General features: G+C 73.0%; 15 protein-coding genes. 6 read left to right on the forward strand and 9 right to left on the reverse strand.

Annotated features, from left to right (window positions below; genetic code table 11):
- Positions 1–222: 222 nt before the first annotated feature.
- From QNO14_RS12215 to QNO14_RS12235, 5 genes are all read right to left on the reverse strand, one after another.
- The gene (locus QNO14_RS12215; RefSeq protein WP_257493815.1) at positions 223–801 is read right to left on the reverse strand and encodes a hypothetical protein; all 579 of its coding nucleotides are present in this window, start codon (positions 799–801) and stop codon (positions 223–225) included.
- Between the two features lie 107 nt (positions 802–908).
- Positions 909–1,040 (reverse strand): hypothetical protein, encoded by a 132-nt coding sequence (locus QNO14_RS12220; RefSeq protein WP_257493816.1) that lies wholly within the window; start codon positions 1,038–1,040, stop codon positions 909–911.
- 7 nt (positions 1,041–1,047) lie between these two features.
- Complete coding sequence (locus QNO14_RS12225) at positions 1,048–1,233, reverse strand: hypothetical protein (RefSeq protein WP_257493817.1); 186 nt, start codon at positions 1,231–1,233, stop codon at positions 1,048–1,050.
- Between the two features lie 9 nt (positions 1,234–1,242).
- Positions 1,243–4,236, reverse strand: coding sequence for an AAA family ATPase (locus QNO14_RS12230; RefSeq protein ID WP_257505519.1), 2,994 nt, complete (start codon positions 4,234–4,236; stop codon positions 1,243–1,245).
- Positions 4,233–5,384: an exonuclease SbcCD subunit D gene (locus QNO14_RS12235; RefSeq protein WP_257505520.1), complete on the reverse strand. Its 1,152-nt coding sequence runs from the start codon at positions 5,382–5,384 to the stop codon at positions 4,233–4,235. The genes QNO14_RS12230 and QNO14_RS12235 overlap by 4 nt, the downstream gene beginning before the upstream one ends.
- 64 nt (positions 5,385–5,448) lie before the next feature.
- Here QNO14_RS12235 and QNO14_RS12240 point away from each other — a divergent pair, with 64 nt between their 5' ends.
- A complete protein-coding gene (locus QNO14_RS12240) occupies positions 5,449–6,792 on the forward strand; it encodes an MFS transporter (RefSeq protein ID WP_257505521.1) in 1,344 nt (447 codons plus the stop codon).
- On the opposite strand, the gene QNO14_RS12245 is transcribed toward QNO14_RS12240, so the two are convergent.
- Entirely contained in the window at positions 6,771–7,055 is a 285-nt protein-coding gene (locus QNO14_RS12245; RefSeq protein ID WP_257493822.1) for a DUF2277 domain-containing protein, read from the reverse strand. The genes QNO14_RS12240 and QNO14_RS12245 overlap by 22 nt on opposite strands.
- Positions 7,056–7,107: 52 nt before the next feature.
- Between QNO14_RS12245 and QNO14_RS12250 the strand changes: the two genes are divergently transcribed.
- Positions 7,108–7,884, forward strand: coding sequence for an alpha/beta fold hydrolase (locus tag QNO14_RS12250; RefSeq protein ID WP_257505522.1), 777 nt, complete (start codon positions 7,108–7,110; stop codon positions 7,882–7,884).
- Here the strand turns inward: QNO14_RS12250 and QNO14_RS12255 are convergent.
- From QNO14_RS12255 to QNO14_RS12265, 3 genes are all read right to left on the reverse strand, one after another.
- Positions 7,866–8,381, reverse strand: coding sequence for a hypothetical protein (locus QNO14_RS12255; RefSeq protein ID WP_257493824.1), 516 nt, complete (start codon positions 8,379–8,381; stop codon positions 7,866–7,868). The genes QNO14_RS12250 and QNO14_RS12255 overlap by 19 nt on opposite strands.
- On the reverse strand, positions 8,378–8,593 hold the full coding sequence (locus tag QNO14_RS12260) for a hypothetical protein (RefSeq protein WP_257493825.1): 216 nt from the start codon (positions 8,591–8,593) through the stop codon (positions 8,378–8,380). Before QNO14_RS12260 ends, QNO14_RS12255 begins: the two co-directional genes overlap by 4 nt.
- A gap of 98 nt (positions 8,594–8,691) precedes the next feature.
- Entirely contained in the window at positions 8,692–8,991 is a 300-nt protein-coding gene (locus QNO14_RS12265; RefSeq protein WP_257505523.1) for a GNAT family N-acetyltransferase, read from the reverse strand.
- A 464-nt stretch (positions 8,992–9,455) separates the two neighbouring features.
- Here QNO14_RS12265 and QNO14_RS12270 point away from each other — a divergent pair, with 464 nt between their 5' ends.
- From QNO14_RS12270 to QNO14_RS12285, 4 genes are all read left to right on the forward strand, one after another.
- Positions 9,456–10,211: a winged helix-turn-helix domain-containing protein gene (locus tag QNO14_RS12270; protein ID WP_257505524.1), complete on the forward strand. Its 756-nt coding sequence runs from the start codon at positions 9,456–9,458 to the stop codon at positions 10,209–10,211.
- A 304-nt stretch (positions 10,212–10,515) separates the two neighbouring features.
- Positions 10,516–11,505: a DNA-3-methyladenine glycosylase family protein gene (locus tag QNO14_RS12275; protein WP_257505525.1), complete on the forward strand. Its 990-nt coding sequence runs from the start codon at positions 10,516–10,518 to the stop codon at positions 11,503–11,505.
- 88 nt (positions 11,506–11,593) lie between these two features.
- Positions 11,594–12,007: a VOC family protein gene (locus QNO14_RS12280; RefSeq protein WP_257505526.1), complete on the forward strand. Its 414-nt coding sequence runs from the start codon at positions 11,594–11,596 to the stop codon at positions 12,005–12,007.
- Positions 12,008–12,091: 84 nt separating this feature from the next.
- The gene (locus QNO14_RS12285) at positions 12,092–12,322 is read left to right on the forward strand and encodes a hypothetical protein (protein WP_257493830.1); all 231 of its coding nucleotides are present in this window, start codon (positions 12,092–12,094) and stop codon (positions 12,320–12,322) included.
- Positions 12,323–12,329 lie beyond the last annotated feature (7 nt).

The raw sequence follows: 12,329 nt of genomic DNA on the forward strand, positions 1-12,329 counted from the left end.
ACAGGGCGGGACCCCAGGGCAGGCCCCCGGGCGTGCCCAAAGGGCAGGTCCACAGGGCGTGCGCGCCACACGGCCCCGACCGCCCGGCCTCCGCTCACCTGTCGCGAATCGTCGCTTCACGGGGCGGGAAACCGTCATCCGCGACGGGCGAGCGTTCAGGCACGCGAGCTCACCCGCCGAGCGAGCACCGCCGACCCCGCCCGCCACGGACGTCGACGACGCTCAGACGCGCGGCGACCCGTAGGCGATGGTGATGATCCAGCCGTCGCGTGAGAGGTCGACCAGGTGATAGCCCGTCCTGCGATCGGGCAGCCAACCCTTCTTGCGGGTCGCGTCGAGCCGCACGCGCTCGGCCGCCACGCGCACCCCGCGCCCGTCGGCTTCGAGCACGGCCTGCACGCGGGTCCAGTGGTCGAGGAGGTCGGGGATGTTGCTCTCGTCGAGCAGGTGCGAGTGCTTCTGCATCATGTGGATGTCGGTGGCATCCGGGTGCATGTCGCGCACGTCGAGCCCCAGCGGCATGGCGGGGTCCGTCACCGCGACGACCGTCGCCGAGCGGTAACTCGCCGTCTTCACGGCATACGGCAGGTTCTCTCCGTCACGTGAGGCGATGAGCCGCGTGTGATACCCGTAGCCACGCGGCGGCTCGCGCTCGACGCGGATCTCATACGGCTCGCATCGCTCGAGGCCGGCGACGATCTCGCGGGTGAGGATGCGTCGGCGGTCGTGGACGCTCACGCTCGGGTCCCACCCGAGTCGAGCGGTGATGCCCTCAGGCGTGTCGAGTGGGACGGATTCCATGTCACACCTCTCCCCGGCAGAAGCCGGTCTTCCCATCTTCGCCCACGCGCTGCATCGCGGCCACGGCCTCAGCCGTGAATACCCCGCGTCTGCGCGGCCGGGTCGGCTCAGCCGCCCGCCGAGACGATGCCGATGATTCCGGATGCCAGCATGTACAGGCCGACGGCGCTGACGACGAGCCAGATGCCGACGCGCGCCGGCGACGGCCGGTTCTTGCCGGGGTCCACGGGGCCTGTCATCGGGGCCTCAGTCTCGGCGCGAGCGGGCGAACATCGCCCGCATGGCGAAGAAGACGATGATCGCGACCACGGCGACGATCGCCAGCTTGACGGCGAACATCAGCACGCTGCCCAGCACGCTCACCAGCACCCAGGCGATCACCACCGCGACGATGATGCCGATGACGGTCCAGATCGTGCTGCTCTTGTCCATGAGGCCAGCTTACGAGGCCTGGGGGACCATTTCCTGCCGGATGATGCTGGGCCCCCGGGGCGTCGCCTCGACGAGCAGCTGCGCAGGCAGCTGCTCCTTCATCGCCTCGACGTGGCTGATGACGCCCACGGTGCGGCCGCCGGCGCGCAGTTCGTCGAGGGTGCGCATCGCCAGGTCGAGTGTGTCTGCGTCGAGGGAACCGAACCCCTCGTCGATGAACAGGGTGTCCAGGCGCATGCCGCCCGCGCGCGAGGTGACGACCTCGGCCAGGCCCAGCGCGAGCGCGAGGGAGGCGAGGAAGGTCTCGCCCCCCGACAGGGACTGCGGCGGCCGCGACTGCCCGGTGTGGGCGTCGAGCACGTCGATGCCCAGGCCCGAGGCGGCACCGCGGGCCGCGCGCGCGTCGGAGTGGTGCAACGTGTACCGGCCGGCCGACATCTCGGCCAGGCGCACGTTCGCCGCCGCGACGATCTCTTCGAGCTCCGCCGCGAGGACGAACGTCTCGAGGTCCATCTTCATCGTGTTCGGCGCCCGGCCCGCGACGGTGTCCGCGAGTCTGCGCACGGCTTCGGCCTCCTGAGCGTGGGCCGCGACCGCCGCGTAGGCCTCGTCCGTCTGCACGACCAGCTCGCGCAGGCGATCGGCGACGTTCTGCGCGTCGCGTTCCGCGGCGATCGCCGCCGCGCGGGCGGTGTCTGCTGCGGCGACGGCGGACGCCGACGCATCGAGGTCGACGGCGTCGTCGGACGTTCCGGCGAGTTCGAGCTCGAGCTCGAGGGTGCGCTGGCGCGTGGCGGCGAGGTCGGCGTCGTGAGCGGCCACCCGGTCGGCGAGGGCGCTGACCGTGCGCTGGTCGCGGAGGGCTGCCGCGGCCTCGGCCGCGTCGGCGAAGGCGGATGCCGCAAGCCGCGCGTCTCGCTCCCGGACTGCCGCGACGCGGTCCTGCTCGGCGCGCTCCGACGCGGCTCGCGCGGAGTGACAGGCGCGCGCGGCGTCGCGCTGCAGCCGGGCGGCGGCCGCCCGCTCGGCCACGGTGGCAGAGGTGCCGCGCGCATCGGCCACCGCCGCGCGGAGGTCGGCCAGGCTCGATTCGAGGGCGGCGACCGTCTCGCGCGCGGCGTTCAGGTCGGCGGCGAGCAGGTCGCGTGCCGCCTGCGACGCGACCTCGAGTTCCACGAGCTCCCGACGCTGGGCCTCGAGCTGCTGCGCGCGCTGCTCTGCGGCGGTCGCTGCGTGGAGCGCTTCTTCTGCGGCACTCAGCCGGGCCTGCAGCTCTTCTCTCCGTTCGCCCCCGGCGCGGGCAGCGGCATCGGCGTGGGCGGCACGTGCGGTGGCGGCGGCTTCTGCGGCCGCGCGCTCGGCGGCGAGGGCGGCGTCGCGATCGCTCTCGGCAGCCGCGACCAGCTCGTCGGTGACCGGCTGCGCGCCGCGCTCGGCGCGGTGGGGATGCGACGTCGAGCCGCAGACCGCGCAGGCCTCCCCATCGACCAGGGCAGCCGCCAGCTCGCCGGCGTATCCGTCGAGCCGGCGCTGCAGCAGCTCTGCCACCGTCGCGCCGGCCTGTGCGGACGCTTTGGCGGCCTCGGCATGAGCGGTCTCCCGCTCGCGCAGAGCGTCGGCGAGCGTCTCAGCCTCGCCGGCGGCGGCGGCGCGGGCGGCGAGGTCGTGGCGCTGGCGGCGTGCCCCGTCGGCGACGGCCGCAGCGGCGCGGGCGTCGGCGAGGAGTCCCTCGAGCCTCGTGCGCTCCTCGGGGATCTGTGCCCGCTGCGCGTCGAGCGTGGCGAGCTCCTGAACCAGCTCCGTCACCCGCTCCCCTGCAGCGGCGAGTTCGGCCTCGCGCAGCGGCAGCTGCGCTTCCTGCTGGGCGGCGACGGCCCACACGGCGAGGTCGCCGGTGAGTCGCTCGTCGAGCGCCGCGAGGTCGGTGTCGGCCTCGGCGTCGGGCGCCGCGTCCCGCCAGGCGCTCTCCGCCACAGCCACGGCAGCGGCAGCATCGGTCGCGGCCTTCTCCGCCCGATCGGCGGCCTCGAGCGTCGAGCGCACCGCCTCTGCGGCACGCGCGCGGTCGAGCGTGGCCCGGTCGGCCGCGACGTCGGCCGTCTCGGCCTCGAGAGCCGTCAGCCGCTGCCTCGCCTGGGCGAGGTCGGCGTGGGCGCGCGCGAGCGCGACGGCGGCGGCGTGGGCGGTCGTGGCATCGGCGAATGCCCGGTCGGCATCGGCGCGCGCGCGGGTGAGGGTGTCGAGTCGGTACTCGGCGCGCTGCACGGCGAGCACCGCCGCATCGCGACGCCCCGCCAGGTCGGCCGGGGTGTCGCCCTCTCCCCCCAGCCCCTGCTCGTCGATGAGGCGTTCGGCCAGATCGAGCAAGGTGCGGGCGTGCTCGCCGAGGGTATCGAGCGCGGCCTGTGCCGTCTTGCTGCGCTCACCGAGCGCGCGGACGTAGTCCTCGTAGCGGCGCGTACCGAACAGGGTGCGCAGCAGCGGCTGGCGCTCGCTGCCGGAAGCGAGGAGGAAGCGGGAGAACTTGTTCTGCGCCAGCAGGATGACCTGCTGGAACTGCTGGGCGTTGAGACCGAGGATCTCGTCGAGGGCCAGCCCCACATCTCGCGGCTTGGCAGCCCGGCCGATCCAGACCCCATCGACCTGCTCTTCGAGCTCGGCGCTGGTGGGCTCAGTCGTCAGGCCCCCGCCGCGTCGTGCCGGCCGCTGGTACTCCGGCGCGCGCGTCACCCGCCACCGGCGGTCGCCGACGGTGAACTCCAGGCGAACCCGGGTGGGGTCCTCTGGTGCGCAGTGGTCGCTGCGCAGCCGCTTGTCGCCGGATTCGTAACGCGGCACGCTGCCGTACAGCGCGAAGCTGACCCCGTCGAGGATGCTCGACTTGCCCGCCCCGGTGCGGCCCGAGATCAGGAAGATCCCGTCGCGCTCGAAGGCATCGAAATCCACCGTCTGCGTCGTGAGGAAAGGGCCGAACCCGGTGAGGTCGAGGCGGTGCAGCTTCACGTCGCGGCCTCGGCGAGCGTGCGGTCGTCGAGCATCTCGTCGATGAGCGCCGTCTCGCGGTCGCTGGCACCGTCGCCCTCGCGCACGTGGCGGAGGAAGGCGTCGAGCAGCTCACGGTCGCTGCGGGCCGACCGCACCCGCTGGGCGTAGCTGCGGCCATCGTCAGCCGCAGCGTTCGCGGGCCGGTGCGCGACGCAGGCGCAGTGCGAGAACCGCTCCTGCAGCCGGCGCATCGGATCGCGCTGCGGCAAGGTGTCGGTGTACTCCACGGACACCCAGTCGCCCTCGTACTCGGCGAAGCGCTCGTCGCTCAGCAGCTCGTCGAGCGGCCCTACCAGCGTGGTCAGGCGTCGGGGCACGGGAAGCTCGAGCCATGTCACGGCGGCGAGGCCGCCGGCATCCAGGTCGACCAGCCACGACCCGCGTGGCTTGTTGCCCTCGCCGAAGCTGTAGTGCAGCGGGGCGCCCGCGTACCGCACGCGCTCGGAGAGCCGCTGCCGGCCGTGGATGTGCCCCAGCGCCATGTAGTCGACGCCGTCGAAGGTCGACAGCGGCACGACGTCGAGTCCGCCCTGCTGGATGTCCCGCTCGAGGTGCGGCGTCGGCTCCACGCCCGCGGCGAAGCAGTGGGCCACGGCGACCGACCGCTCGCCTTCACGGTGGGCCAGGTCGGCGCGGACGAGGTCCATCGCGTGGGCGACCACGTCGGCCTGGCACCGCACGCCCGGCCAGGTGTGACGCAGCAGCGCGGGCTCGAGGAACGGGATGCCGTAGATGTGCACCGGCCCGTCCTCGTCGGTCGCCGTGATCGGCGTTCCCACCGTCTGCGGGTCGGTGACGACGTGCACGCCGGGCCGCAGCAGGGCGGACTGGAAGCCGAGGCGGGCGGCGGAATCGTGGTTGCCGCTCGTGACGACCACCTGCGCTCCGGTGTCGGCGAGCGCGGCGAGGGTGTCGCTGAGCAGGGCATAGCAGCCGGCCGCGGGCGTTGCCGAGTCGAACACGTCGCCCGCCACGATCACGACGTCGACGTCGTTCTCGCGCACCTGCGACACCAGCGCGTCGAGCACGCCACGGAGCGCATCGAGCGTGGAGTGACCGTGGAAGGTCCGCCCGATGTGCCAGTCGGAGGTGTGCAGGATTCGCATGTCTTCACGCTAACCGGACCCTCCGACATCGCCCTGGAGGATCGCCCGCGTAGGCTGTTCCGCCGTGACCACCGTCTTCCCCTCCGCCTCGCCCACCTGGCGCGGCTGGACGATCTGGGGGGTCGGCGTCGCCGCCTACATCCTCTCGGTGGTCAACCGCACCTCGCTGTCGGCGGTGGGGGTGGACACCGCGCATCGCTTCGACATCGATGCTTCGACGCTGTCGATGTTCGCCGTCATCCAGCTCGGCGTGTACGGGGCCATGCAGATCCCGGTGGGGCTCATGCTCGACCGGTACGGCGCGCGCCCTCTCATCACGGCGGGCATGCTGCTCATGGCCGTCGGCCAGCTCGTGATGGCACTGTCGCCGAATGTCGGCATCGCGATCGCCGCCCGCATGCTGCTCGGCGCCGGCGACGCGGCCGTCTTCCCCAGCGTGCTGCGCCTCATCGCGACGTGGTTCCCGTCCCAGCGCGGTCCCGTCATGGTGCAGGTGACGGGCATCGTCGGCCAGCTCGGGCAGATCGTGGCCGTCGTGCCGCTCGCGGCGCTGCTGCACGCGACGACCTGGTCCATCGCCTTCGGCAGCGTTGCGGGGCTCGGCGTGCTGTTCGCGGTGCTCGTGTTCGCCGTCATCCGCAACCACCCGCCCGACCGCGACCGCGATGTCACCGTCGACACCGACACCGGCGCGATCCGGGTCGTCACGTCGGCCGTCGACAACCGCGTCGGCATCCGCGCCGCCTGGTCGCACCCGGGCACGCGCCTCGCCTTCTGGTCGCACTTCACGACGCCCTTCGCCGGGTCGGCGTTCGTCATGCTGTGGGGCTTCCCCTTCCTCACCGCGGGGGAAGGCCTGTCACAGGGGCAGGCGGCGCTCGTGACGACCGTGTACGTCCTGGCCGGCATCCTGATCGGGCCGATCGTGGGGTCGCTGTCGACCCGGGTGCCGACGCTCCGCTCCCGGGCGCTGGTACTGCCCGCCATCGCGGTGCAGGCCGTGGCCTGGCTGATCGTGATCGCCCAGCCCGGACCCGCTCCGCTGTGGATGCTGCTCGGCCTCGCCGTCGCGCTGGCGATGGGCGGCCCGGCATCGATGGTGGCCTTCGACCACGCCCGCACGCACAACCCTTCGCACCGGCTCAGCACGGCGACGGGCATCACCAACTCCGGCGGGTTTCTCGCCGGCCTCATCGCGGTGTTCCTGATCGGGGTGGCCCTGGACCTGCAGGGGGCGGGCACCCCGGAGACCTACACGCTGGACGCCTTCCGCCTCGCCTTCCTCACCCAGGTGCCGCTGTGGGTCGTCGGGTCGGTCTTCATCGTCGTGGAGCGCAAGCGCACCCGCATCCACATCGGACTGGACCAGCCGCGCCGGCGGCGGCGTCAGGCCACGCGCGGCGCGTAGCGTCCTGCCTTCTCCGCCCGGGCGCGCGCCTTGGCCGCTTCGTCCTCGCGATTCTTCGGCGGCGCCACGGCGACGAGATCGGCCAGCAGATGCCGCGTCGCATGCTCCACGTCGGCGACGGCGCGGTCGAAGGCCTGTTGATTGGCCTTGGAGGGCTTCGCCGTGCCGGCGATCTTGCGCACATACTGCAGCGCGGCGGCGTGCACCTCGTCATCGGTGGCGGCGGGTTCGAAGTTGTGCAGAGTGTGGATGTTGCGGCACATGCGGTCACCGTACGCTCAGGATGGGGGCGCTTCCAGCCCCTACTGTCGGAGCGTGGCAGAACCGGCACCGAACGACCCCGACGGCAAGGTGACCGTGTTCACCCACGACGCAGCGCAGCTGGTCGTCGAGGCGAGCGGCACGGGGGCGCGCACATTCCTGCTCGTGCACGGCATCGGCATGGGCCGCGGCGTCTTCGGCGACCTCATCGAGCACCTCGAGCCGCACGGACGGGTGCTGGCGGTGGACCTGCCGGGGTTCGGCGCGGCCGAGGAGCCGCCGCGCGTGCCGTCGATCGAAAGGCTCGCCGATCTGGTCGGCGCCTACCTGCGTCAGCACGAGCCGGCCGACCGCGAGCTCGTCGCCATCGGCCACTCGATGGGCACGCAGGTCGTCACGGAGCTGGCGGCGCGGCATCCCTCACTCGTCGATCGCGTCGTGCTTGTCGCTCCGACGGTGGATGCCGCAGCCCGAGGCGCCCTGCCGCAGCTGGGCCGCCTGGCGCTGGACCTGCTCGTGGAGAGTCCGAAGGTGCTGATCCTCGGAGCCCGCGAGTACCTGCGCGCGGGACCGCACCTGCGGCGCAAGACCCGGGCGATGCTCGCGCACCGCCCGGAGCGCTCCTACCCGAAGGTCGCGGCCCCCGCGCTGGTCATCCGCGGCGAGAACGACGTCGTGTGCCCCCGGGCGTGGTGCGCCAGGGTGGCAACGGCGCTGCGCACCAGGGTCGTCGAGATTCCCGGCCACGGCCACGAGACGATGATCCGCGACGCGGCCCCCGCCGCCCGCGCGATTCTCGCCGAGCTCGGCGTTCAGCCCGTAGAGACCTGACGCGCCAGTTCGGCGATCTCGTCGTCGGGCAGGCGGATGCCGGACTGCTCGAGACGCTGGTGCAGCACCTCGACGATGCGCTCGTGCGGCTCTGTGGCGACGTCCGAGCGCGTCTGAGCGACGATTCCCGCGACCTTGTCCACCTCGGACGCGTTGTTCTGCGCCATCGCCGGAAGGCGCTGCTCCTGCTCGCCGGAGAGATCGGCCCGCTGCGTCTCGCTGACGGTGAGCGTGCCACGGTTCTCGTCCTGGCCGTAGTGCTCGCCGCCGTCGTCGGTCACGCCGATGCCGACGGCCTCGTGGCTCGGTGCGGGCGCCGGCGCCGCGGAGCCGTCCACCGGAGCGGGCACGCCGTCCGGCCCGTCGCTGCTCTGCTCGGCCGGATCGACCGCGTCGGGGCTGTCCGCCGCCGTCTCGCGGAGGGCTGCCTCGTCGACGCCGCCCTTGTCGGGCTGATTGCCGCCGGTGTTGTCGAACTCGTTCTCGCGCTCTGTCATGATTCCTCCACTCCCAGATCGGGATCGGCGCCTCGGGACGGTGCGGGCGACTCCACGTCGCCGACGTCCACGGGCGCATCGGTCAGATTCGGCGACCCGACGGAGTCGGCGTTCCGCTCTCGCGCCTCGATGTCGTCGATGCCTTCCCAGCCTCCCGGCGGGTCCGCGTTGATCACTCCCTCGGGCAGCTCGTGGTCCGCGTGGTCAGTCATGGTGCGCTCCTCTCGTCGCTCTTCCACTCTGACCCTCCCCCGATCCGCCCGCACGGGGTTGACGAACGCCCACGCCGCGCGTAGGGCGACCGGCGGGCTCAGGCGGTGCGGGCGGTGCGCAGGATGCCGCGGTGCTCGGGGTGCCCCTCGAACCAGTCGGCGACGTACCAGCAGGTGGGGATCACGGTGCGGTCGCCGCGGGCCTCGATCTCGGCGACGGCGCGTGACACCACGTCGCCGGCATAGCCGTGGCCGCGGTGCGTGGGCACCGTGTAGGCGCGGGTCATGGCGATGGTGCGGCCGTCGTCGCGGTAGTCCAGCACGCTCAGCAGCTCGTCGCCGCGCAGCAGGGCCCATCGGGACGCATCGGCCTGATTCTCGAAGCGCAGGTCCTTCATGCGGCCAGGCTACGCCTTGCCCGCGGGCGTGGGGCCGCGGACGCGCACGGCTGTGAGCGGCCGCAAAGCACTCCCCCGACGACTGAGCACTCTGTCATATTTCGTCATCCGGCAGCCGGGATCGCTGAGCGGTTTGACGCATTCCGACCCAGTGGGTCATAATCGGCCACATGACTGACAACGCACGCTCTCTGTCCGCCTGGGAGGCGAACGGGACTGCCGGCATGATGATGCCCGGCCGCGCTGTCATGTGTTGCCGAATGTGTCGCTGACACGATGACCCCCGCCGGGTTCCTGTCGCACCTCTGATCTGAGCGACGCGACCGAGCCCCCGAGCACCGCGCTGAGCGCCCACCCCCGCGCCACTCGCTGCTTCGACACACGGCCCCACCGGGCTCCGCAACGCACACCCGAACCCGTTCCAGGCGCACCGCCCGGGTTCCACTCGCTAGGACCGAACTCCCATGTCGAACATCGCCCTTCTGGACCGCCCGACCACCGCCCGTCACCTTCGCGCCGTCGAAGACGTCGCCCCGGCTGCCGCTCGCCCGTCCGCCGCGACCGCTCGCCCGTCCGCGGAGCCTGCCGCACCGCCGGCGGCCCGGCCCGTCCCCGCCGGCACCGCGCCGCGCGGCTTCGCCCTGTACGTCGGCATCAACGAGCTCAAGGCCGCGCAGGACGGCGTGTCGTTGTCCGCGCTCGTTGCCGCCCTGCGCCGCACGCTCGGCGAGCTGGCGCCCCACGCCGAGACCTACGCCACCGTCGCCCTCGCCCCCGCCGGGGCGGGTGGCCGCGACGTCGACGTCGTGCGGCTGGCGCTGCACGAGCCGAGCGCCGTCGCGCGCACCCAGCAGGACGAGCCCGACGAGGATGCCGCGCCGGGCGGTGTGACCGTCGACATCTCCCGCAAGCGGGTACTCATCGACGGCGCGTCCGCCGCGTTCACCTTCAAGGAGTTCGAGCTGCTGCAGTACCTGGTGCTGCGAGAGGGCCGCACGATCGAGCGCGCCGAGCTCGTCTCGTCGCTCTGGCAGGGCACGGGCGACGACGAGACCCCCGGCGAGCGCACGATCGACGTGCACGTGCGGCGCCTGCGCGCGAAGCTCGGCCGCTACGAGGACATCGTCCGCACGGTGCGGGGTGTCGGCTACCGGTTCGACCGGCACGCCGACGTCGTGATCCGCTACGGCCACGGCAGCCCCTCCCCCGACCGCTTCTGACGCCGGCCGCCTCACCCGTCCCCGGGGCCTCTGGCCCCCGCTCGCCCGTCGCAAACGGTCGCTCGCGGGCCGGCCAGACCGCGATTCGCGACAGGCGAGCACGCCGGCCGCGACCACCGGCGAGCCCTCGGCGAGTGCCGCCCTCGCTCGCCCGTCGCAAACGGTCGCCTACCGGCCCGCCAGACCGCGATTCGCGACAGGCGAGCACGCCGGCCGCGACCACCGGCGACGAACCGGCGGGGAGTGCCGCCCGCGCGCCCGCCCACTCAGCGGGATGTCGGCGGGGTGCGCGTAGGGTGACGGCATGACCACGGTGCAGGCGCGAGGGATGCCGCGAGCGGCAGCGACCCCGGCTCCGGCCCCGGCTGCTCTCCCCGACGCGCGACCCATCGAGACCGAGTACCGGCCGCGCGTGCCCATCGATGCGGCGCGGGCGATCCGCTACCAGCGCCACGGCGCCGGTGATCCGACCTTCGCCGTTGACGGGTCGGTACTGTGGCGGGCCAGCCGCACGCCGGAGGGCGTCGCCACCCTCGCGATCCGCACCGGCCGCGACCGCATCCGGGCAGCGGCGTGGGGGCCTGGAGCCGAGTGGGCGCTGCACCAGCTGCCGGCGCTGTGCGGCGGGCTCGACGACCCCACCGGCTTCGACGCCGGGCGGCATCCCCTCATCGCCGAGGTGCACCGGCGCCACCCCGACCTGCGCATCGGCCGAACCGACCTGGTCTTCGACGCGCTCGCGAGCGCGATCGTCGAGCAGAAGGTCACGGTCATGCAGGCGTTCGGCGCGTGGCGCTCGCTGGTCACCTGGTTCGGGGAGCGGGCGCCCGGCCCCACCCCGAAACCCATGTTCGCGCCGCCGACGATCGAGGGCTGGCGGCGCATCCCGAGCTGGGCTTGGCACCGCGCCGGCGTCGAGCCGCCGCAGGCCCGCACGGTGGTTGAGGCCGCCCGGCGCGGCGATTCCCTGATCGCGGCGGTCATGGCGGCCGGCGGTGGCGAGGCCGTCGACCGCATCCTCATGAGCCTGCGGGGCATCGGCGTCTGGACCTCCGCGGAGACCCGTATCCGCGCCCTCGGCGACCCCGACGCCGTCAGCGTCGCCGACTATCACCTCGCCCACGAGGTGGGCAACGCCCTGACCGGCCATCGCGTCGACGACGACGGGATGCTGGAGCTTCTCGAACCCTGGGCCGGCCACCGCCAGCGCGTGATCCGGCTCATCTACGCCAGCGGCGTGCGCGAGCAGCGCCGCGGCCCGCGTCTGCACCCCGAGGACCACCGCGACCGCTGACGGTCGCCCTTGCGAGGCGCCCTGGCGCGGCTCACACTGGACCCATCGCGCGCCCGGCGCGGCATCCACCTCCAGGAGAGGGAGCGACATGGCCGCCCTCAACCCCTACCTGTCGTTCCGCGACCAGGCCCGTACCGCCATGACGTTCTACCAGGGCGTCTTCGGCGGCGACCTGCAGATCTCGACGTTCGGCGAGTTCGAGGGCATGGCGCAGGACCCCGCCGAGCGGGACCTCGTCATGCACGCCCAGCTCACCACGCCCGACGGCTTCGTGCTCATGGGCTCGGACACGCCCCGCATGCTCCCCTACGCCGCACCGGCGGGCATGGCCGTATCGGTCAGCGGCGACGACGAGGGGCGGCTGCAGGGCTTCTGGGACGCCCTGGCCGACGGCGGCACCGTGACCCTGCCTTTCGAACCGCCGCCCTGGGGTGGCCGCTTCGGCATGCTGAGCGATCGATTCGGCGTCCCCTGGATGGTGGCGGTGAACGCACCGTCGTGATGCGGGCTCCGCACAGCGCCGCGCAAGCGGTGGAGGATGCCGCACCGGCGCGACCGCAGCCGGCACCACGCGTAGGCTGGCGGCATGACCGACCCCCGCAGCGGCTCCGGCTGGCCACGCGGCCGCACCGGATGGATCGCAGGCAGCGCGCTGCTGCTCGTGCTCGGGGTGCTGTTCGGCATGCTGATGGGCAACGTCTGGCTCGGCGTGCTGCTGGCCGGCGTGGTCTCGATCGGCTGGCTCATCGCCTACGAGTCGTGGCGCGGGCGCAGCACGGGCATCTACGACCGCGATGACGACGGCGCGCAGCTGTGATCTGCGG

The organism is Microbacterium sp. zg-Y625 (genome assembly GCF_030246925.1).
In the GTDB taxonomy this organism is placed as follows: Bacteria; Actinomycetota; Actinomycetes; order Actinomycetales; family Microbacteriaceae; genus Microbacterium; species Microbacterium jiangjiandongii.

Bases quoted from the DNA above. Each gene is read 5' to 3' on its own strand.
- QNO14_RS12225 (WP_257493817.1), bottom strand. From the start codon at position 1,233: ATGGACAAGAGCAGCACGATCTGGACCGTCATCGGCATCATCGTCGCG.
- QNO14_RS12245 (WP_257493822.1), bottom strand. From the start codon at position 7,055: ATGTGCCGCAACATCCACACTCTGCACAACTTCGAACCCGCCGCCACC.
- QNO14_RS12285 (WP_257493830.1), top strand. From the start codon at position 12,092: ATGACCGACCCCCGCAGCGGCTCCGGCTGGCCACGCGGCCGCACCGGA.
- QNO14_RS12280 (WP_257505526.1), top strand. From the start codon at position 11,594: ATGGCCGCCCTCAACCCCTACCTGTCGTTCCGCGACCAGGCCCGTACC.
- QNO14_RS12235 (WP_257505520.1), bottom strand. From the start codon at position 5,384: ATGCGAATCCTGCACACCTCCGACTGGCACATCGGGCGGACCTTCCAC.
- QNO14_RS12265 (WP_257505523.1), bottom strand. From the start codon at position 8,991: ATGAAGGACCTGCGCTTCGAGAATCAGGCCGATGCGTCCCGATGGGCC.
- QNO14_RS12260 (WP_257493825.1), bottom strand. From the start codon at position 8,593: ATGACTGACCACGCGGACCACGAGCTGCCCGAGGGAGTGATCAACGCG.
- QNO14_RS12215 (WP_257493815.1), bottom strand. From the start codon at position 801: ATGGAATCCGTCCCACTCGACACGCCTGAGGGCATCACCGCTCGACTC.
- QNO14_RS12255 (WP_257493824.1), bottom strand. From the start codon at position 8,381: ATGACAGAGCGCGAGAACGAGTTCGACAACACCGGCGGCAATCAGCCC.
- QNO14_RS12220 (WP_257493816.1), bottom strand. From the start codon at position 1,040: ATGACAGGCCCCGTGGACCCCGGCAAGAACCGGCCGTCGCCGGCGCGC.
- QNO14_RS12275 (WP_257505525.1), top strand. From the start codon at position 10,516: ATGACCACGGTGCAGGCGCGAGGGATGCCGCGAGCGGCAGCGACCCCG.
- QNO14_RS12270 (WP_257505524.1), top strand. From the start codon at position 9,456: ATGTCGAACATCGCCCTTCTGGACCGCCCGACCACCGCCCGTCACCTT.